We start from the raw sequence: 20,120 nt of genomic DNA, 5'->3' as shown, positions 1-20,120 counted from the left end.
ACCATTCCAAATCCCTTGCTGCCCTTGGCGGCCATAACAGGAGACTTGGAATCATCTAATATATGTTTAGGCTGTCTTATGCTGCACCTTGAATTGGAAAGGCACCGGTTTTCTTTCGGTGCACTTTCCTTTTCATTTACTTACGAACGACTGCCATCAGAACCATTTCCGGCTGCGAAGTGATGTAGGGGGACCCGAAAGCTTATGGAAAAATTGATGATCAGCGGTGGACGCCCACTGCGAGGCACAGTCACCATCAGCGGTGCCAAGAACAGTGCTATTGCGTTAATTCCCGCCGCAATCCTGGCGGATTCAGAAGTCATACTCGATAACTTGCCGCTGCTCAGCGACGTGGCGGTGTACGCCGAAATGCTGAGAGATATCGGCGGAGAGGTATCATGGGAAGGCAATCAGATGAGAATCGACCCTTCTGATATCAAGTCTATTCCGATGCCCAACGGACCCGTGAAGAAACTGCGCGCCTCCTATTATATGATGGGTGCTATGCTTGGAAGATTTAAAGAAGCCGTAATCGGCCTGCCGGGCGGCTGTAACTTTGAACCTCGTCCGATCGACCAGCACATCAAGGGATTTGAAGCGCTTGGGGCCACCGTGACGAATGAGCATGGTTCCATTCACCTGCATGCCAAGGAGCTGCGGGGCGCGAAAATCTACCTGGATGTAAGCAGTGTCGGCGCGACGATCAATATCATGCTGGCGGCTGCCAAAGCCAAAGGCTCCACAATTATCGAAAATGCGGCCAAAGAGCCTGAAATCATAGATGTTGCAACCCTTCTAAACTCAATGGGAGCCGTCATTAAGGGCGCCGGAACGGAGACCATCCGTATTGAAGGCGTTACGGAAATGCACGGCTGCCGTCACTCGATCATCCCGGATCGGATTCAAGCCGGCACCTATATGATTGCCGCTGCCGCCACGCGCGGCGATGTTCTCATCGACAACGTCATTCCGAAGCATCTGGAGGCGTTAACAGCGAAGCTGATCGAGATGGGCGTCGGCATCGAGGAGCTGGATGAGAGCATTCGCGTAATCGGCAAAGACCGGTACAATCACGTGGATGTTAAGGCCCTTATTTATCCCGGATTCGCAACAGATCTGCAATCGCCGATGACCAGTCTGCTTACGCAAGCCGAGGGAGTCAGCGTTCTCAGCGATTTTGTATATAGCAACCGGTTCAAGCATGTGCCGGAACTGATTCGGATGGGCGCCAAGATTCGCGTGGAGGGACGCTCCGCGATTATCGAAGGAGGCCCGCTGAATGCAGCGAAGGTCAAGGCGACGGACCTGCGCGCCGGCGCGGCTTTGGTCATTGCCGGGCTTACGGTTCCGGAGGGCGTAACCGAGGTCAGCGGCGTAGAATTTATTGACCGCGGCTACGACCACCTGGTAGAGAACCTCCGCATGCTTGGAGCGGACGTATGGCGTGAGACCGAGGAAGAATAATTTTCACCCAGGATGAGGGAAATATGCCGTCTTTACTGCATATCTCCCTCTAATTTGGGTAATGCTTATCTAGTAAAGTGTTAAGTAACTCATAGAATGATAGACTTTTTTTACAATCATATGGAATGCTTGGAATGCGAATGACACGAAAAAATTGAATAGGTGGTTATTAAATGGATTTACAAATATCCGATTTGGAAGGCATGAAGCTGACGGATCTGTATAAGCTGGCCAAGAAATACCAGATTCCGTACTACGGGCAGTTGAAGAAGAAGGAATTGATTTTTGCCATTCTTCGGGCCCAGGCTGAACAGAGCGGTTTAATGTTCATGGAGGGCGTGCTTGAAATCTTGCCGGAGGGCTACGGGTTTCTCAGACCGATCAATTACTTGCCGAGCACGGAAGATATTTATATTTCGGCATCCCAGATCCGCAAATTCGACCTGCGTACCGGTGACCTCGTATCAGGCAAGTGCCGGGCGCCAAAAGAGAATGAACGATACTTCGGTCTGCTTCAGGTGAATGCCGTCAACGGCGAAAATCCTGCAGTAGCGGCAGAACGACTGCACTTTCCAGCCTTGACTCCTCTATACCCGCAAGAAAAGCTTGTTCTCGAAACATCCCCTAATCAGTTGTCCACCCGAATCATGGATTTGCTCGCACCGGTAGGTCTAGGACAACGCGGTTTGATTGTGGCACCGCCCAAAGCAGGGAAGACGCTCCTCTTAAAAGAAATCGCCAACAGCATCTCAACCAATTATCCAGATATCGAACTGTTTGTTTTGCTTATCGACGAACGACCGGAGGAAGTAACGGACATGCAGCGCTCAGTCAAGGGAGAGGTGGTTGCTTCCACGTTCGACGAGCTGCCGGAGAACCATATTAAAGTGGCTGAACTGGTACTTGAGCGTGCCTTGCGCTTGGTGGAGCATAAGAAGGATGTCGTGATCCTGCTTGACAGCATCACCCGTCTTGCCCGTGCCTACAACCTGGTTATCCCGCCATCGGGCAGAACGCTTAGCGGCGGTATTGATCCTGCAGCGTTCCATCGTCCGAAGCGTTTCTTCGGTTCGGCACGCAACGTGGAGGAAGGCGGAAGCCTGACGATTCTGGCAACCGCGCTGGTCGATACCGGCTCGCGGATGGATGATATCATTTACGAGGAATTCAAGGGCACAGGAAACATGGAGCTTCACTTGGACCGCCGCTTCGCGGAGCGCCGCATTTTCCCGGCGATCGACATTCGCCGCTCGGGTACACGGCGTGAAGAGGTGCTCTTGAACAAGGAGGAGCTGGATACGATCTGGGCTATTCGTAAGAACATGAACGATTCGGCCGATTTCGTGGAGGGCTTCTTGAAAAAAATGCGTGACAGCAAGAACAACGCGGAGTTTTTGGCAGCATTTGATGTCAGCGCGAACAGCAGCGGATCGGGCAGCTCGGGCAATCCGCCCAGACGTCCGTCCCGTGCATCGCAGACGGCTGCCCCTCAAAGCTAATCCCGAGAACGAAAGCCGGAGAATAGGAGATCAACATGTATTTGGTTTACGCAGATGAACAAGGAAACGTCTATGATCATCCCGAGCTGTTCGGGTTAGCCCGCAGCGCAGATATGATCGTTGAAATATTGGAGGATGAATTAATTCCGCTGCCGGAAGGCGCAACGCTGGTCGGACTGCCGAACACCCGTGCCATCGGAATGGACCCCGAGAGTGGTGAGATGCTGCCGCTGGAGGAGGGCTATACGGCGGTAGGGGCATTGCTCCCGCAGGGCTTTACCCGCCTGTGCCTGCCCGGGTATGTAAAGACGGACAAAGAATACAAGCTCCCGCTCTTTGGATATTCCGCCGTCGTGTGGAAAGACGGGGCCTTCTATACAACGGCCCGGCTGTCCGATGATCCGGAGAAATGGAATCCGGTTAACTGCGATCTGAATGAGCTCGAGCTTGGCGTGAAGCGGCTGACCGAGAAGTATCCTGATAACCGGTTGTACGAGCATCTCTCGAATTGTGCGCTGGGGTATGAATGCCTTACCGCCTCCAACACCTTCCTGAATCGCTGGGAAGGCGCTGTGCCGGTGTCCTACTCCTGCAATGCGGGCTGTTTCGGCTGCATATCGGAACAACCCGATGACAGCGGCTTCGTTGCACCTCAGACGCGGATGAACTTCCGTCCACGGGTGGATGAGCTGGTGCAGGTTATGATGGAGCATCTCAAGACGCCGGATTCAATTATCAGCTTCGGCCAAGGCTGTGAAGGTGAGCCTTCCACGCAGGCCAAGATCATTATCGAGGCAATGAGAGAAGTCCGTTCCCGGACCGACATGGGTTATATCAATATCAATACAAATGCGGGTCTGACCGACTTTATCCGCGGTATTGTCGATGCAGGGCTTGATCTTATGCGGGTAAGCACGATCAGTGCGCTGGACGATCACTATAACGCATACTACAAGCCGCGGGCCTACACATTGGCCAATGTGGAGAAATCTCTGCGCTACGCATCCGATCAAGGCGTGTATACGTCGATCAACTACTTGATTTTCCCCGGCGTAACCGATCGCGAGGAAGAGCTTGAAGCGATGATCGAGTTCGCCCGCCGTACTGGGCTTCGTCTCATTCAGCTCCGGAATCTGAACATTGATCCGGAGAGCTATCTTGAGCTGATCCCGCCGGCAAAGGGAGAGATTCTTGGCATGAAGCAAGCCATCGAAATTATGCAGGCCGAGCTGCCTGATGTTGTGATCGGTTCGTATACGCATGTTCCGCCTGCCGGTCAGGCGCGGCCTAAGAAAAAGCCTTTAATGCGTTAAATAACGTAAACCATCGACGGGATGGGTCTGTCTTGTTCTTAGCCCGCGAAAGGGGAAGTCAAGCCGGTAAACGATGCTTTAGCAAGAAGAATAGAACCCCTAAAATCAGGGTCTGCAACCAGTTTAGGGCTTGGCTGAAGATTTATGTGCGGGCTATTGCGCAATGAAAAATGCCGTGATATACTGATTTTATGTGTCCATATAACTCTGGGTCCGCATGAGGCTCAGGGCGGAAAGAGGTGAAAGGTATAATGAAACAAGAGATTCAACCGAAATATCACGTTACTACAGTAACCTGCGCATGCGGCAACACGTTCGAGACAGGTTCTGTAAAGCCGGATCTTCGTGTCGAGATTTGCTCTAACTGTCACCCGTTCTTCACAGGTAAGCAGAAATTCCTGGATGCTGGCGGTCGTGTTGATAGATTCAAAAAGAAATACGGTATCTAATAAACAAGCCCTTCGCCTTTACTGGCCGAAGGGTTTTTGTTTTTTCGGGGCAGGGCGGCAGTTAACAACTTCTTCCGTCGGTTGCATTTTTGATGCCCATGCGCTATACTAAAGTTCGCCGTGCTAGATGGGGAGGTAGCGGTGCCCTGTAACTCGCAATCCGCTGTAGCGAGGTTGAATTCCTGTTAGAGGTATTGTCGATGTGAGGCTGGTCCCTGCGCACAATGTTGACGGTTGGGTCCTCCGCAATGAGCACTTGTGAACCTGGTCAGGTCCGGAAGGAAGCAGCCATAAGCAAGCCCGCTCTTGTGCCGGAGGAGTGCCTAGCCCGAGTTGCTGTTCAGGATTGCCGCTCGGATCGCAATTATCAATAACAGGTGCACGGTTTTACATAGCACCTACTAACACCCTTGCCTTAGGCAAGGGTGTTTTTGGTTATTGGGTGAATGGACGTTAAAGCTCTTTAAGGTCACCCGGTTAAAGAAGCGGTGTTTTTTTCAGGTAGGGCGTGGAATTTTACATCATGTTCCGTGCGTCGATCCGTGTCGATTAATTTGGATAAAGATTTCCAATTAAACGTTTTGCTAAGGCAGGGGAAAGTAGTATAGAATGTAGTATAATAATATCCGTCAGCCGATGGCTGTTAATGCGTTGGTATGATGAATTCGAAGTAGCGAACAACGAAGCGCGTATGTTTTCGGTACGGGAGGATCCGGAAGAATGGATCCGTCCGTTCTGAAAAGCAACGTGAAGTGGAAGTTGAAAGAGGGTAAAGCACAGTGGAACATATCGCGCTATATCGTGCATGGCGGCCGCAGTCGTTCAGCGACATGGTAGGCCAGCAGCATATTATCCAAACCCTGCAGAATGCTATTCGCGAGCAGCGGGTGTCCCATGCCTACCTGTTCAGCGGTCCGCGGGGCACAGGCAAGACCAGTGCCGCTAAAATTTTGGCCAAAGCCGTGAACTGTGAGCATGGTCCGGCTGAGGAACCCTGCAATACCTGTGAAGCCTGCCGGCGAATAACGGCAGGAGCTGTTATGGATGTTCAAGAGATCGACGCGGCTTCCAACCGCGGCGTTGAAGAAATCCGGGATTTGCGGGAGAAGGTCAAGTATGCACCGACCGAGGTTCGGCGCAAGGTTTATATTATCGACGAAGTACACATGCTGACAACAGAAGCGTTCAATGCGCTCTTGAAGACGCTCGAGGAGCCGCCGGCACATGTGATGTTTATACTTGCCACCACGGAGCCGCATCGGCTCCCTGCCACCATTATTTCGCGCTGTCAGCGGTTTGATTTCCGAAGAGTTTCGCTCGAGGAGCAGACGGGCCGCCTGGAGCGTATCTGCACGGAAGAAGGGATTACGGCAGAGCCCGAGGCGCTCGCGTATATTGCCAGACTTTCCGATGGCGGGATGCGCGATGCGCTGAGCATCCTGGACCAGATCGCTTCCTTTACCGGCGGCACGGTATCCTATCAGCAGGTGCTGGACATGACAGGCGGCATCGCCTCCGAGCAGTTCGGCCGATTGGCTGCAGCCCTGAAGCAGGGCGATGCGGGACTCGTGCTGCAGATCGTGGAGCAATTCATGCAGGAAGGGAAGAGCGCTGACAAGTGCATGGAGAACCTTCTGTACTACTTCCGCGACCTGCTGATGATCAAGATGGTTCCGGATGCCGACAAGCTGACGGACCGTGTGCTGAATCCGGCGGAGTTTCAAGAGATGGCACAAGCCTTTAGCCGGGAAGAGCTGTTTCAGATGATCGATACGCTGAACCGCTATCAGGGGGAGATGAAGTACGCTTCGCAGCCGCAAACACTGTTTGAAGTCGCCCTGTTGAAGCTATCGGGCATCGCTCAATCGGCAGGGGCTTCGGCTCAGGGCTTCGCTCACGCCGGCAGTGCTGCCGATGCGGGTGAGGTGGCCAAGCTGAAGCAGCAGGTTGCCGCGCTCGAGAAAAAGCTGGAGCGCGTGATGCAGAACGGCGTGCCTGCTGCTGCCGGACGCGAAGCTGCCAAGCCGGCAAGAACGCCAGCGCCGAAGGTGGCGTCCACCGCAAAAATACCCCAGCATATGGATCAGTATGTCGCTTCCCGAAGCAGCGAGGCTTTTACAGCCGTGCAGCGGCAGTGGCCGCAGATTTTGCAGAACGTGAAGGAAACGAAGGTCACGGTCCATGCTTGGCTGATGGACGGGGAGCCCGTTTCCGTATGGGAAGACAACGTGCTTGTTGGATTTAAAAACAACATTCACCGCGAAACGACCGAGAAGCCGGCTAACAAGCAAGTGATCGAGGGCGTGCTGGAGTCATGCTTAGGCAAGCCGTACAGGCTCGTTACGATGATGCTCCGGGACTGGAGCGAAGCGGTGGAGGGCGTAGGAAAGCCTCAGGCCGAAGAACTGAAGCTGGAGCATGAAGAGGCCGGGGAGAACGGAGAAAAACCTTGGATTGATGAGGCGATCCAGCTTTTTGGTGAAGACCTCGTTGTCATAAAAGACTAGCGCGCTTAATCGGCGTGCACCCTATATGAAGGAGAGATGACTCATGAATAATATGAACCAAATGATGAAGCAGGTTAAGAAAATGCAGGAGCAAATGCTGAAGGCGCAGGAAGAACTCGCAACGAAAAAAGTGGAAGGCACTTCCGGCGGCGGCGTTGTTACCGTAGAGGCTAACGGACACAAGCAGATTTTGTCCATTAACATCAAGCCGGAGGCCGTTGATCCCGATGATGTTGAAATGCTTCAAGACTTGGTGCTGACTGCGGTGAACGATGCGCTGACGAAAGCGGAAGAGCTGGCCAATGCTGACATGGGCAAATTCACCGGCGGCATGAAAATCCCGGGCTTGTTCTAATCTAACCTAGAAGGAGTAGTTACATTTGTACTATCCCGAACCGATCGCGAAGCTCATCGACGCCTTTACGCGACTGCCGGGTGTGGGGCCGAAGACGGCTGCCCGCCTGGCTTTTCACGTTTTGAATATGAAGGAAGACGATGTCATTGATTTTGCCAAAGCGCTGGTGAGCGTCAAGCGGAATTTGCATTACTGCTCGGTATGCTGCAACATTACGGATACGGATCCGTGCCGGGTATGCCAGGACAAGACGAGGGACGCATCCGTGATTTGCGTCGTGCAGGATGCCAAGGATCTGGTGGCTATGGAGCGCACGAAGGAGTTTGACGGTTACTACCATGTGCTGCATGGAGCGATATCCCCGATGGAGGGGATCGGGCCGGATGAAATCCGCTTGAAGGAACTTCTCACCCGTCTTAGCGATGAAAGGGTGAAGGAGCTGATCCTGGCGACGAACCCGAATATCGAGGGGGAAGCCACGGCGATGTACATATCGCGACTGGTTCGTCCTTTTGATATTAAAGTAACCCGGATCGCGCACGGGCTGCCTGTCGGCGGTGACTTGGAGTATGCGGATGAAGTGACGTTATCCAAGGCGCTTGAGGGACGGCGCGAGTTGAATTGATCTCATACGTCATTATTATGGCTGTCGGTCTGCAGGCTCATCCAAAATGTCATGGTGCAATTTAGCCTTGAATAGGCGGAAGCTGCAGAGCGTTAGTTACACATGCCAAATGAACGGGAGGGGTGCCTAAAGGGCCTCTCCGGTTGGTTGGTTGCGATTTTAATACAGGCGGGTATCCGGTTTAAACCGGATACCCGCTTTTTTATGGCTTAATTACGGCTGGCTGCAGAAGATGGCTTGTTCGGGAACTCGCAGGTTTATGTTCTAAGTTTGTCCTTCCCTTTATATGAATGTTACAGACGGTCTGATGAAGCTATGACCAATAACGAAGGGGTGAGCTGGATGAGAGTATGGTGGAGACCAGCGAAGAAAGAGGAACAGGAAGTATATATAACGGCTGAGGAGCAGGAGCGGATGTGGCATGTGTATATGGACGTCCGCAAGTCCCAGGTGGAATGGGAGCGGGCACATATGATGTTCCAGGAGGCGACAGGACAGGATCAGATCGATTACGCCATCTATATGCTGGAAGCGGCAGAACGGAAGTATCAGATGAATTTAAAACAGGCCAAGCAGTTGAATCTGAACTCAGTATTTATGCAGAAGCTTGAACAACAGCGGGGGAATGGGTAAGGGGGGCGGACCCCGGAGCATCAATTAAGAGGAAAGGAGTACGGATGAGATGAAGCTCATAGTTTTAGCTGTGCTGTGCATATCATTACTGCTGCTCGTTTATATCATATTTCGGAGAAAGCTTGGTTTTGGTTGGATGACGGTATTCGGTGCGCATCTGGCCTTGTCTGCACTAGGGATCTACGTTGTGAATTTCTCAGGCGTCTTTACGGAAGTCTATATACCGCTGAATCCGATGACCATTGGAACGGTTGCGATATTGGGGCTGCCGGGAGTTGCTCTGCTGATCGGGTTGAAATTAACGATATTTGGGTAGTTGACGCGGTGCGGGAATCTATGATACATTAATGTTCGCCCATTTGATTCGGGTTGCTAGCAGGGTGGATGGCAAGACAACGATTGGTTATAAAAATAATTCAAAAAAAGTCTTGACCAATAGCAAGCTAGTATGATATATTATAAAAGTCGCCGCTGAGATGCGGATGACGATAAGAAACACAGATTGATCTTTGAAAACTGAACAACGAGTGAGTAGGATTTTACTTGTAAAATCCATCGCAACATCATTGGACAAGCTTAGGTTTGTCGGATGGTGAAGCGTAATAGAGAATTGAACAAATTCTCGTCAGTTTTTCTAAATGAGCTTAATCGCTCTTTGAATCAATCATCCGAAAGGATGATCTTTATTGGAGAGTTTGATCCTGGCTCAGGACGAACGCTGGCGGCGTGCCTAATACATGCAAGTCGAGCGGAGCAACGGTTTCCTTCGGGAAACCATTTGCTTAGCGGCGGACGGGTGAGTAACACGTAGGCAACCTGCCCTCAAGACTGGGATAACTACCGGAAACGGTAGCTAATACCGGATAATTAAATCCGCTGCATGGCGGAGTTATGAAAGGCGGAGCAATCTGTCACTTGAGGATGGGCCTGCGGCGCATTAGCTAGTTGGTGGGGTAACGGCTTACCAAGGCGACGATGCGTAGCCGACCTGAGAGGGTGAACGGCCACACTGGGACTGAGACACGGCCCAGACTCCTACGGGAGGCAGCAGTAGGGAATCTTCCGCAATGGGCGAAAGCCTGACGGAGCAACGCCGCGTGAGTGATGAAGGTTTTCGGATCGTAAAGCTCTGTTGCCAGGGAAGAACGTCTCATAGAGTAACTGCTATGAGAGTGACGGTACCTGAGAAGAAAGCCCCGGCTAACTACGTGCCAGCAGCCGCGGTAATACGTAGGGGGCAAGCGTTGTCCGGAATTATTGGGCGTAAAGCGCGCGCAGGCGGTTCTTTAAGTCTGGTGTTTAAACCCGAGGCTCAACTTCGGGACGCACTGGAAACTGGGGAACTTGAGTGCAGAAGAGGAGAGTGGAATTCCACGTGTAGCGGTGAAATGCGTAGATATGTGGAGGAACACCAGTGGCGAAGGCGACTCTCTGGGCTGTAACTGACGCTGAGGCGCGAAAGCGTGGGGAGCGAACAGGATTAGATACCCTGGTAGTCCACGCCGTAAACGATGAATGCTAGGTGTTAGGGGTTTCGATACCCTTGGTGCCGAAGTTAACACATTAAGCATTCCGCCTGGGGAGTACGGTCGCAAGACTGAAACTCAAAGGAATTGACGGGGACCCGCACAAGCAGTGGAGTATGTGGTTTAATTCGAAGCAACGCGAAGAACCTTACCAAGTCTTGACATCCCTCTGAATCCTCTAGAGATAGAGGCGGCCTTCGGGACAGAGGAGACAGGTGGTGCATGGTTGTCGTCAGCTCGTGTCGTGAGATGTTGGGTTAAGTCCCGCAACGAGCGCAACCCTTGATCTTAGTTGCCAGCACTTAAGGTGGGCACTCTAAGGTGACTGCCGGTGACAAACCGGAGGAAGGTGGGGATGACGTCAAATCATCATGCCCCTTATGACTTGGGCTACACACGTACTACAATGGCTGGTACAACGGGAAGCGAAGGAGCGATCTGGAGCCAATCCTAAAAAGCCAGTCTCAGTTCGGATTGCAGGCTGCAACTCGCCTGCATGAAGTCGGAATTGCTAGTAATCGCGGATCAGCATGCCGCGGTGAATACGTTCCCGGGTCTTGTACACACCGCCCGTCACACCACGAGAGTTTACAACACCCGAAGTCGGTGGGGTAACCCTTACGGGAGCCAGCCGCCGAAGGTGGGGTAGATGATTGGGGTGAAGTCGTAACAAGGTAGCCGTATCGGAAGGTGCGGCTGGATCACCTCCTTTCTATGGAGAATCGTCTTCTGCAACGAAGACATTCAAATATGAATCTAGCCAGGTCGGCTAGTTACTCACTCGTTGCTCAGTTTTGAGAGGTCAATCCTTTCATACATACGTTTGGTGATGATGGCGGAAGGGTTCCACGCGTTCCCATACCGAACACGACCGTTAAGCCTTCCAGCGCCAATGGTACTTGGACCGAAGGGTCCCGGGAGAGTAGGACGTTGCCAAGCGTATGATATGGGCCCTTAGCTCAGCTGGTTAGAGCGCACCCCTGATAAGGGTGAGGTCGGTGGTTCGAGTCCACTAGGGCCCACCATATAAATATTAACTTCATAAGGTAAGTATCGGGGTCCCCGAGAAGTAATCGGATCAAACCTCGAAGCCATACTTCACTTTTTTGAGGTGAATTATGGGGCTATAGCTCAGCTGGGAGAGCGCCTGCCTTGCACGCAGGAGGTCAGGGGTTCGATCCCCCTTGGCTCCACCATATTTATTCTTAACGCTTCCATAAATTGCGGGTTGTACTGCGATGGAGGTTGTGGTAAGATAATCTTCCGGTCGAAAGACTGGCATTGATCCTTGAAAACTAGATAACGAAACGAATTTGCGTTTTAGAAATATCCTTCTCTAACGACTTGTGTCAAGTGATTGACCAAGAAGTGAAAGAGTAGCGTTAGAGCGAAAGATTCGTGACAGGTGATCCTTTGGAAGCTTGTTTCACCATTGAGTGGTTTTATCCATTCAGGAAACAAGCGGACAACAGAGCACATGGCACGAAGCTGGAGCGACATGGTTAAGCTACTAAGAGCACACGGAGGATGCCTAGGCGCTAGGAGCCGATGAAGGACGTGGCGAACAACGATACTGCCTCGGGGAGCTGTAAGCAAGCTTCGATCCGGGGATGTCCGAATGGGGAAACCCAGCTGGTGTAATAGCCAGTTACCCGTATCTGAATACATAGGATGCGAGGAGGCATACCCAGGGAACTGAAACATCTAAGTACCTGGAGGAAGAGAAAACAAGAGTGATTCCGTCAGTAGCGGCGAGCGAACGCGGAACAGCCTAAACCAGAGAGTTTGCTCTCTGGGGTTGTGGGACGTCTCACATGGAGTTACAAAGGTTTAGATTAGACGAACAGGTCTGGAAAGGCCGGCCATAGAAGGTAAAAGCCCTGTAATCGAAAATGTGAACCCTCCGAGACGGATCCCGAGTAGTGCGGGGCACGTGAAACCCCGTATGAATCCAGCAGGACCATCTGCTAAGGCTAAATACTCCCTAGCGACCGATAGTGAAGCAGTACCGTGAGGGAAAGGTGAAAAGCACCCCGGAAGGGGAGTGAAATAGAACCTGAAACCGTGTGCTTACAAGAAGTCAGAGCCCGATCGATGGGTGATGGCGTGCCTTTTGTAGAATGAACCGGCGAGTTACGTTCCCATGCAAGGTTAAGGCGAGAAGCCGTAGCCGCAGCGAAAGCGAGTCTGAATAGGGCGATGTAGTATGTGGACGTAGACCCGAAACCGTGTGATCTACCCCTGTCCAGGGTGAAGGTGCGGTAACACGCACTGGAGGCCCGAACCCACGTACGTTGAAAAGTGCGGGGATGAGGTGGGGGTAGCGGAGAAATTCCAATCGAACTCGGAGATAGCTGGTTCTCCCCGAAATAGCTTTAGGGCTAGCCTCGGAATGAAGAGTCGTGGAGGTAGAGCACTGATTGGGTGCGGGGCCCGCAAGGGTTACCAAGCTCAGTCAAACTCCGAATGCCATAGACTTATATCCGGGAGTCAGACAGTGAGTGCTAAGATCCATTGTCAAAAGGGAAACAGCCCAGACCATCAGCTAAGGTCCCCAAGTGTGTGTTAAGTGGGAAAGGATGTGGAGTTGCACAGACAACCAGGATGTTGGCTTAGAAGCAGCCACCATTTAAAGAGTGCGTAATAGCTCACTGGTCGAGTGACTCTGCGCCGAAAATGTAACGGGGCTAAACACACCACCGAAGCTATGGCTTGATGCTTGCATCAGGGGTAGGGGAGCGTTGTGTATGCGTTGAAGGTGTACCGTAAGGAGCGCTGGAGAGTACACAAGTGAGAATGCCGGTATGAGTAACGAAAAGATCAGTGAGAATCTGATCCGCCGAAAGCCCAAGGTTTCCTGAGGAAGGCTCGTCCGCTCAGGGTAAGTCGGGACCTAAGGCGAGGCCGAAAGGCGTAGTCGAAGGACAACAGGTTGAAATTCCTGTACCACCGTAAACCGTTATGAACGATGGGGTGACGCAGGAGGGTAGTGACGCGGACTGATGGATGTCCGTCCAAGCAGTGAGGCTGATGTGTAGGCAAATCCGCACATCGTAAGGCTGGGCTGTGATGGGGAGTGAAAATTACAGTAGCGAAGGTCATGATCTCACACTGCCAAGAAAAGCCTCTAGTCAGGTGAAGGTGCCCGTACCGCAAACCGACACAGGTAGGCGAGAAGAGAATTCTAAGGCGCGCGGAAGAACTCTCGTTAAGGAACTCGGCAAAATGACCCCGTAACTTCGGGAGAAGGGGTGCCTCGGTAGGGTGAATAGCCCGAGGGGGCCGCAGTGAAAAGGCCCAAGCGACTGTTTAGCAAAAACACAGGTCTGTGCGAAGCCGCAAGGCGAAGTATACGGGCTGACGCCTGCCCGGTGCTGGAAGGTTAAGGGGAGCGGTTAGGAGGTAACTCCGAAGCTGTGAACCGAAGCCCCAGTAAACGGCGGCCGTAACTATAACGGTCCTAAGGTAGCGAAATTCCTTGTCAGGTAAATTCTGACCCGCACGAATGGCGTAACGACTTGGGCGCTGTCTCAACGAGAGATCCGGTGAAATTTTAATACCTGTGAAGATGCAGGTTACCCGCGACAAGACGGAAAGACCCCATGGAGCTTTACTGCAGCTTGATATTGGATTTGGGTACGATCTGTACAGGATAGGTGGGAGCCTTTGAAGCATGAGCGCCAGCTTGTGTGGAGGCGACGTTGGGATACCACCCTGATCGTATCTAGGTTCTAACCTGGTACCGTGATCCGGTACGGGGACAGTGTCAGGCGGGCAGTTTGACTGGGGCGGTCGCCTCCTAAAGAGTAACGGAGGCGCCCCAAGGTTCCCTCAGAATGGTTGGAAATCATTCGAAGAGTGCAAAGGCATAAGGGAGCTTGACTGCGAGACCTACAAGTCGAGCAGGGACGAAAGTCGGGCTTAGTGATCCGGTGGTACCGCATGGAAGGGCCATCGCTCAACGGATAAAAGCTACCCTGGGGATAACAGGCTTATCTCCCCCAAGAGTCCACATCGACGGGGAGGTTTGGCACCTCGATGTCGGCTCATCGCATCCTGGGGCTGAAGTAGGTCCCAAGGGTTGGGCTGTTCGCCCATTAAAGCGGTACGCGAGCTGGGTTCAGAACGTCGTGAGACAGTTCGGTCCCTATCTGTCGTGGGCGTAGGAAATTTGAGAGGAGCTGTCCTTAGTACGAGAGGACCGGGATGGACGTACCGCTGGTGCACCAGTTGTTCCGCCAGGAGCACGGCTGGGTAGCTACGTACGGACGGGATAAGCGCTGAAAGCATCTAAGCGTGAAGCCCCCCTCAAGATGAGATTTCCCAGTATGTAAGACCCCTTGAAGACGACGAGGTAGATAGGTTGGAGGTGGAAGTGCAGCAATGCATGGAGCTGACCAATACTAATCGGTCGAGGGCTTATCCTACAAGCTTTCTGAAAGAAAGCTCGCTACGGAAGCATAGACAAAAACCCACCAAAGTGAAGAAGAGCTTCGCAGCTGATTCCGATTACTTTGGCGGGGCCCGGAAAGATCTGAGGATCTGAAGGGACAATGCTACGGATTCTAATCAACGCAAAGACGTTTCGTATCTAGTTTTCAGGGTTCAATCTCTGAAACTGCATAATAAGTTATGATGGAGAGATACCCAAGTGGCTATAAGGGGACCCTCTGCTAAGGGGTTAGACTGCGTAAGCGGTGCGAGGGTTCGAATCCCTCTCTCTCCGCCATTGATATAACTTGAATGCATAAGAATTTGTTATGGCGGCGTAGCTCAGCTGGCTAGAGCGTACGGTTCATACCCGTGAGGTCGGGGGTTCGATCCCCTCCGCCGCTACCATACATATTCGGAGGCTTAGCTCAGCTGGGAGAGCATCTGCCTTACAAGCAGAGGGTCGGGGGTTCGATCCCCTCAGCCTCCACCATGAATATTTTTGTGCGTCCTTATATGCGCCGGTGTAGCTCAATTGGTAGAGCAACTGACTTGTAATCAGTAGGTTGGGGGTTCAAGTCCTCTCGCCGGCACCATCTAAAATGCGGAACTGTGGTGTAGAGGCCTAACATGCCTGCCTGTCACGCAGGAGATCGCGGGTTCGAATCCCGTCAGTTCCGCCATTTTATTTACCAGCATAAAAGTGAATCGGTTTCCACAGATTAAAGTGGGAAGTGTTACACTCCGCACTTTATTTTTATGCCAATTACATATGGCTCGGTAGCTCAGTCGGTAGAGCAGAGGACTGAAAATCCTCGTGTCGGCGGTTCGATTCCGTCCCGAGCCACCTTTATATTTTGGAGGATTAGCGAAGTGGCCAAACGCAGCAGACTGTAAATCTGTTCTCGTACGAGTTCGGTGGTTCGAATCCATCATCCTCCACCAGTATTATGAGCCATTAGCTCAGTTGGTAGAGCACCTGACTTTTAATCAGGGTGTCGAAGGTTCGAGTCCTTCATGGCTCATCTCAAAAGTCGTCAACATGGTTGGCGGCTTTTTTGTTATGTTCTTCTGTTTTTTCTAATTGAGTATCGGGGGATTTAAACGGGGAAGGGAAGCTTACCGTCCGAGCGTCGACGCTGGTCATCGTGCAGCCGTCAACATTACACCGCGCGCCGGAAGAGGCAGGCGGTAAGAAGATTTGTGGAGGCTTCCTGGATGACATTGTCGTTCCCGATGGTTGGTGTGCTAAAATAAGAAAAAACGATAAAGTGGTGGGGACATCAATGGTGGAGATGGAGCACATCGTTCAGCAGCTGGAGCAGTCGCTGGGCATATCCCTGAAATTGAAAACATTGAATGAGCAAGAATATGGAGAACTCACGAGAGCGCTAGCGGCTTCTCAAGATGATGCGGTGAGTTTTGGCGGCTCACAAGGCAAGCGGTCGACTCAATCCAAGGCGAAAAGTCCTCAATTTCAGGACGGACAAGCCCGGTCGAGGACGACAACGTCAGTGGGTGCCTATGAGAACGAGGAACTCGGTGAGATTTGGATTCCGATCCAAACGCAGCAGAAACCGTGGATCGTGATTGCGGCAGCCCAGGGAGATTTAACCGTTTCAGAGATCCGGCTCATTGAACTCTGGCTCTCGGCACTTCGTGGAGCCTCATCTTTGAATGCGAAGAGCGGCACTAAAGCCGAGGAGGAGCGTTCTGCGCAGCAGCTGGGTGCATGGCTGAAGGAACGCTTGGATGCAGGTGAGCAGGTTGCCGAGCTGCCGGAGGAGGTGCCGATCCGTTTAAGCCTGTCGGCGGATATGGTGCCGTTTCTGCTCCTGAATGAAAGCGAGCACGCTCCTGCACCAAGCTATAAGGCACTGCAGCGATTATTGCGGAGCTATTTTGACGGAGACATTGTGCTTGTGCCGCTGCATGAGAAAGAATGGCTCATTCTGGCGCAGCAGCAGCTGCTGGTGGGCATTATAGATGATAAAGAAGAGCTTACGGCTGATGGGGATCAGGAATCGCTGGCCTTATTCTGCATGGGTTTATACGAGCTGATCTCTACGGAATGGGTCGGGGATTTTCATATATCGGCCATACCGGCCGTGAATGCTTTACACGCGCTTCCGCAGGCGGTGAACATGCTGAGGGAAACGATGACCATCGGTCGTACGTTTCAGGTCAAGGAACATATTCACTTATCGACCGGGCTTCATTTGGAACGGTTGGTATACAGTATTCCCGAATACCAGCGCAATTTATTTTTACGGGAATATGCGGCCGGCCATACCGATCTGTTCGAGGATAGCGAAACGTTATCGACACTGGAGTCTTTCTTCGAGCTGGACTGTAACGTGAGCGAAACGGCTAAGCATCTATATATCCACCGTAACACGCTGCTGTACCGCCTGGATAAGATCAAGCAGGAAACGGGCTTGGACGTTCGAAGTTTCAGCGATGCGGTATTAGTGAAAATAACACTGCTATTGTATAAAGTGACGAAAAGGAAATAGGTTTTTTGTGCAGATTGTGTATAGCAAGTCAGGTGCCCATCAGGTAATATAATATTATAAATTGTATTCGATTTCATAACTTTCCTAAGAGGGGGCAAATGCACATGGCAGGTGTACGCTTAGAGCATATTTACAAGAAGTATCCAGGTGCGGATAAAGCAACGGTAATCGACGTGAATCTTGATATTAAAGATAAAGAATTCTTGGTATTGGTAGGTCCATCCGGTTGCGGTAAGTCCACAACGCTGCGTATGATCGCAGGTCTTGAGGAAATTTCCGAAGGTAAACTCTACATTGGCGACCGCGTCGTTAACGATGTGGCTCCTAAAGACCGCGACATCGCGATGGTATTCCAGTCCTACGCGTTGTATCCGCATATGAACGTATATCAGAACATGGCATTCGGTCTGAAACTCCGTAAAGTGAAGAAAGACGAAATCGACAAACGTGTACGTGAAGCAGCAAAAATTCTGGACATCGAGCATTTGCTGGACCGCAAGCCGAAGGCTCTCTCCGGTGGTCAGCGTCAGCGCGTTGCCTTGGGCCGCGCGATCGTCCGCGATCCGCAAGTCTTCCTGATGGACGAACCGCTTTCCAACTTGGATGCGAAGCTCCGCGGTCAGATGCGTGCCGAAATTACAAAGCTGGTTAAGCGTCTTGAAACCACTTGTATCTACGTAACGCACGACCAGACAGAGGCTATGACGATGGGTGACCGTATCGTCGTTATGCAGGATGGTATCATTCAGCAAGCCGACTCTCCGGAACAGCTGTACAACAACCCAAGAAACCTGTTCGTTGCAGGCTTCATCGGTTCCCCGACCATGAACTTTATCAACGGTAAGCTGTCCGAGCAGAACGGCGGCGTATACTTTACTGCTGAAGGACTGAATGTACAGGTTCCAGGCGGTAAGGCACAGCTTCTGAAGAACAAATCGATGATCGGCAAAGAAGTGATTATGGGTGTTCGCCCAGAAGATATCCATGAAGAGCCAGTATTCCTGGAAGCTTCCCCGAACACAATTTTCACGGCTAAAGTTGACGTTACAGAGAACCTCGGTCACGAGATGCTCTTGTACCTGAGCGGACTTGGTACGGATACCGTCATCGGCCGCGTTGACGGACGTTCCACAACGCGCGAAGGCGACAATGTGAAATTGGCTATCGACATGAACAAAGTTCATATCTTTGATAAAGAGTCCGAATTGAACGTATTGGTGGAGGACTAATCCCCAAGACTGCACGGCTAACTCTTGAAAAACCGCCCCTCAAGGGCGGTTTTTTTAGGTATATGACCGTCTTTACATTCATTAGTCCAGTCGCTTATGCGAGGACTGCTTAGCTACAGGTGGCCCAGACACGGGCAAGTATCACGGATGGAGAAAGAGCGCTGCCCAGCCTTGAAACACGGGGTGGAGAGTTTAAACACAATTTACACGGCTAAAGTTGAGGTTACAGAGAACCTCGGTCACGAGATGCTCTTGTACCTGAGCGGACTTGGTACGGATACCGTCCTCGGCCGAGTTGACAAAAGTTTTCCTTATTTCGGCTTCAACGTCCGAGGAAGATCTATGATTTTTAGGTAAGCATGAGTGTTTAAACCGCTTGATGAGCGATAACCTGAATTGCAATCCTTGGTTTTTTTCGATAAGATAAGCACAAAGCAGGGCCTGCATCATGATTGCTGAGAATAGGCTTGAGGCATTATGCAGTAACGGCCGCATGAGAGAATCATGAAGTTTTGGCATCGCTCGAAACTGGCGGCAACCCGATGCAACGAATCATGGATAACGGGGCGAATCAGCTATAAAGCAGGCTTCGTTAGGATGTTTACATACTGGATGAAGAGGGGTAAGACCATGGCCAAGAAAGTAAAAGTGTCCGAGCTGGTCCAACAATTCCAGCTGGAGGTCATTTCGGGCGAGGAGGGCTTGAAACGTCAGATTACAACGGATGATCTTAACCGCCCGGGTCTAGAGATGGCCGGTTATTTTGAATATCATCCGCGTGAGCGCGTTCAGCTTCTGGGACGGACGGAGCTGGCATTTTTCGGTATGCTCAAACCCGAGGAGCGTAAGGAGCGGATGCGCAGCCTCTGCACGGATGAAACGCCTTGCATTGTTGTAACCCGTTCCCTGGAGGTGCCGGAAGAATTAGTTGAAGTCAGCAAGGAGAAGGGCTTGCCGGTGCTGCGGAGCAGTATGGCGACTACCATTTTGACAAGCCGATTCACGAGCTTCCTGGAGCGCCGACTGGCCCCGACGACAACGATTCACGGCGTATTATGCGATGTGTACGGGGTAGGGATGCTGATCACGGGCTCCAGTGGAATCGGGAAAAGCGAGACCGCCCTGGAGCTGGTGAAGCGGGGACACCGCTTAATTGCGGACGATGCGGTGGAGATCCGCCAAACCTCCGATTTTCAGCTGCATGGTACCGCACCGGAACTGATCCGCCACCTGCTGGAGATCCGCGGGGTCGGCATTATCAACGTCATGACATTGTTCGGCGCCGGTGCCGTCCGGAACAACAAACGAATCACACTGGTCGTTCGTTTGGAGGCCTGGCAGCAGGATAAGCAGTATGACCGTTTGGGATTGGATGAAGAGACGACACGCATTATTGATACCGACATTCCGCTAGTGACCATTCCGGTTCGTCCTGGGCGTAACCTTGCGGTTATTATTGAAGTTGCGGCAATGAATTACCGATTGAAGCAAATGGGACTCAATGCGGCACTTCAGTTTACGAACAAATTAACAGCAACGATTAACGAAGATATGGATGACTTGGATTAGGACT

The 20,120-nt window shown here is 51.8% G+C and carries 12 protein-coding genes, 10 tRNA genes, 3 rRNA genes and 1 other RNA gene; all 26 read left to right on the top strand.

Annotation, left to right across the window (positions count from 1 at the left end):
• The first annotated feature begins 204 nt into the window (after positions 1-204).
• The 26 genes from BBD41_RS13700 to hprK all read left to right on the top strand — a co-directional run bounded on the left by BBD41_RS13700 (position 205) and on the right by hprK (position 20,116).
• Complete coding sequence (locus tag BBD41_RS13700) at positions 205-1,464, top strand: UDP-N-acetylglucosamine 1-carboxyvinyltransferase (protein WP_099477908.1); 1,260 nt, start codon at positions 205-207, stop codon at positions 1,462-1,464.
• A gap of 173 nt (positions 1,465-1,637) precedes the next feature.
• Positions 1,638-2,963 (top strand): transcription termination factor Rho, encoded by a 1,326-nt coding sequence (rho, locus tag BBD41_RS13695; protein ID WP_077571028.1) that lies wholly within the window; start codon positions 1,638-1,640, stop codon positions 2,961-2,963.
• A gap of 35 nt (positions 2,964-2,998) precedes the next feature.
• Positions 2,999-4,276, top strand: coding sequence for a radical SAM family protein (locus BBD41_RS13690; protein ID WP_077571026.1), 1,278 nt, complete (start codon positions 2,999-3,001; stop codon positions 4,274-4,276).
• 251 nt (positions 4,277-4,527) lie between these two features.
• A complete protein-coding gene (rpmE, locus tag BBD41_RS13685) occupies positions 4,528-4,725 on the top strand; it encodes a 50S ribosomal protein L31 (RefSeq protein WP_028406562.1) in 198 nt (65 codons plus the stop codon).
• A gap of 118 nt (positions 4,726-4,843) precedes the next feature.
• An RNA gene (ffs, locus tag BBD41_RS13680) (signal recognition particle sRNA large type) lies at positions 4,844-5,110 on the top strand.
• Positions 5,111-5,504: 394 nt separating this feature from the next.
• Entirely contained in the window at positions 5,505-7,232 is a 1,728-nt protein-coding gene (dnaX, locus tag BBD41_RS13675; protein WP_077571024.1) for a DNA polymerase III subunit gamma/tau, read from the top strand.
• 43 nt (positions 7,233-7,275) lie between these two features.
• Entirely contained in the window at positions 7,276-7,587 is a 312-nt protein-coding gene (locus BBD41_RS13670) for a YbaB/EbfC family nucleoid-associated protein (RefSeq protein ID WP_077571022.1), read from the top strand.
• 25 nt (positions 7,588-7,612) lie between these two features.
• A complete protein-coding gene (recR, locus tag BBD41_RS13665; RefSeq protein ID WP_007133125.1) occupies positions 7,613-8,212 on the top strand; it encodes a recombination mediator RecR in 600 nt (199 codons plus the stop codon).
• A 342-nt stretch (positions 8,213-8,554) separates the two neighbouring features.
• Positions 8,555-8,845: a DUF2508 family protein gene (locus BBD41_RS13660; protein WP_077571020.1), complete on the top strand. Its 291-nt coding sequence runs from the start codon at positions 8,555-8,557 to the stop codon at positions 8,843-8,845.
• A gap of 49 nt (positions 8,846-8,894) precedes the next feature.
• On the top strand, positions 8,895-9,161 hold the full coding sequence (locus BBD41_RS13655) for a pro-sigmaK processing inhibitor BofA family protein (protein WP_099477907.1): 267 nt from the start codon (positions 8,895-8,897) through the stop codon (positions 9,159-9,161).
• A 367-nt stretch (positions 9,162-9,528) separates the two neighbouring features.
• Positions 9,529-11,083, top strand: a 16S ribosomal RNA gene (locus tag BBD41_RS13650).
• 110 nt (positions 11,084-11,193) lie between these two features.
• Positions 11,194-11,310, top strand: a 5S ribosomal RNA gene (rrf, locus tag BBD41_RS13645).
• Positions 11,311-11,319: 9 nt separating this feature from the next.
• Positions 11,320-11,396, top strand: a tRNA-Ile gene (locus tag BBD41_RS13640).
• Positions 11,397-11,491: 95 nt separating this feature from the next.
• Positions 11,492-11,567: transfer RNA gene (locus BBD41_RS13635), tRNA-Ala, on the top strand.
• 304 nt (positions 11,568-11,871) lie between these two features.
• Positions 11,872-14,798, top strand: a 23S ribosomal RNA gene (locus tag BBD41_RS13630).
• Together the 16S, 23S and 5S rRNA genes with 10 tRNA genes alongside form the textbook arrangement of a ribosomal RNA operon.
• A gap of 210 nt (positions 14,799-15,008) precedes the next feature.
• A tRNA-Ser gene (locus tag BBD41_RS13625) sits at positions 15,009-15,100 on the top strand.
• Between the two features lie 33 nt (positions 15,101-15,133).
• Positions 15,134-15,210 (top strand) — tRNA-Met (locus BBD41_RS13620).
• 9 nt (positions 15,211-15,219) lie between these two features.
• Positions 15,220-15,295, top strand: a tRNA-Val gene (locus BBD41_RS13615).
• Between the two features lie 27 nt (positions 15,296-15,322).
• A tRNA-Thr gene (locus BBD41_RS13610) sits at positions 15,323-15,398 on the top strand.
• A 10-nt stretch (positions 15,399-15,408) separates the two neighbouring features.
• Positions 15,409-15,485 (top strand) — tRNA-Asp (locus BBD41_RS13605).
• A 91-nt stretch (positions 15,486-15,576) separates the two neighbouring features.
• Positions 15,577-15,649 (top strand) — tRNA-Phe (locus BBD41_RS13600).
• Positions 15,650-15,661: 12 nt separating this feature from the next.
• Positions 15,662-15,747: transfer RNA gene (locus BBD41_RS13595), tRNA-Tyr, on the top strand.
• A gap of 7 nt (positions 15,748-15,754) precedes the next feature.
• Positions 15,755-15,827 (top strand) — tRNA-Lys (locus BBD41_RS13590).
• Positions 15,828-16,088: 261 nt separating this feature from the next.
• Positions 16,089-17,318 (top strand): PucR family transcriptional regulator, encoded by a 1,230-nt coding sequence (locus tag BBD41_RS13585; RefSeq protein ID WP_099477906.1) that lies wholly within the window; start codon positions 16,089-16,091, stop codon positions 17,316-17,318.
• A gap of 104 nt (positions 17,319-17,422) precedes the next feature.
• Entirely contained in the window at positions 17,423-18,547 is a 1,125-nt protein-coding gene (locus BBD41_RS13580) for an ABC transporter ATP-binding protein (RefSeq protein ID WP_077570584.1), read from the top strand.
• Positions 18,548-19,177: 630 nt separating this feature from the next.
• Positions 19,178-20,116 (top strand): HPr(Ser) kinase/phosphatase, encoded by a 939-nt coding sequence (hprK, locus tag BBD41_RS13570; protein WP_007132961.1) that lies wholly within the window; start codon positions 19,178-19,180, stop codon positions 20,114-20,116.
• The last annotated feature ends 4 nt before the right edge of the window (positions 20,117-20,120 follow it).

The sequence above is a fragment of the Paenibacillus ihbetae genome, from assembly GCF_002741055.1.
GTDB classification, from domain to species: Bacteria; Bacillota; Bacilli; order Paenibacillales; family Paenibacillaceae; genus Paenibacillus_AQ; species Paenibacillus_AQ ihbetae.
The sequence above is the reverse complement of the archived record's forward strand: the minus strand, read 5'-3'. Positions and strand labels throughout refer to the sequence as shown.

Excerpts from the sequence above, each read along its gene's own strand:
- BBD41_RS13690 (WP_077571026.1), top strand. The coding sequence starts at position 2,999 with ATGTATTTGGTTTACGCAGATGAACAAGGAAACGTCTATGATCATCCC.
- rpmE (WP_028406562.1), top strand. The coding sequence starts at position 4,528 with ATGAAACAAGAGATTCAACCGAAATATCACGTTACTACAGTAACCTGC.
- BBD41_RS13585 (WP_099477906.1), top strand. The coding sequence starts at position 16,089 with ATGGTGGAGATGGAGCACATCGTTCAGCAGCTGGAGCAGTCGCTGGGC.
- BBD41_RS13670 (WP_077571022.1), top strand. The coding sequence starts at position 7,276 with ATGAATAATATGAACCAAATGATGAAGCAGGTTAAGAAAATGCAGGAG.
- BBD41_RS13700 (WP_099477908.1), top strand. The coding sequence starts at position 205 with ATGGAAAAATTGATGATCAGCGGTGGACGCCCACTGCGAGGCACAGTC.
- rho (WP_077571028.1), top strand. The coding sequence starts at position 1,638 with ATGGATTTACAAATATCCGATTTGGAAGGCATGAAGCTGACGGATCTG.
- BBD41_RS13660 (WP_077571020.1), top strand. The coding sequence starts at position 8,555 with ATGAGAGTATGGTGGAGACCAGCGAAGAAAGAGGAACAGGAAGTATAT.
- hprK (WP_007132961.1), top strand. The coding sequence starts at position 19,178 with ATGGCCAAGAAAGTAAAAGTGTCCGAGCTGGTCCAACAATTCCAGCTG.
- BBD41_RS13655 (WP_099477907.1), top strand. The coding sequence starts at position 8,895 with ATGAAGCTCATAGTTTTAGCTGTGCTGTGCATATCATTACTGCTGCTC.
- BBD41_RS13580 (WP_077570584.1), top strand. The coding sequence starts at position 17,423 with ATGGCAGGTGTACGCTTAGAGCATATTTACAAGAAGTATCCAGGTGCG.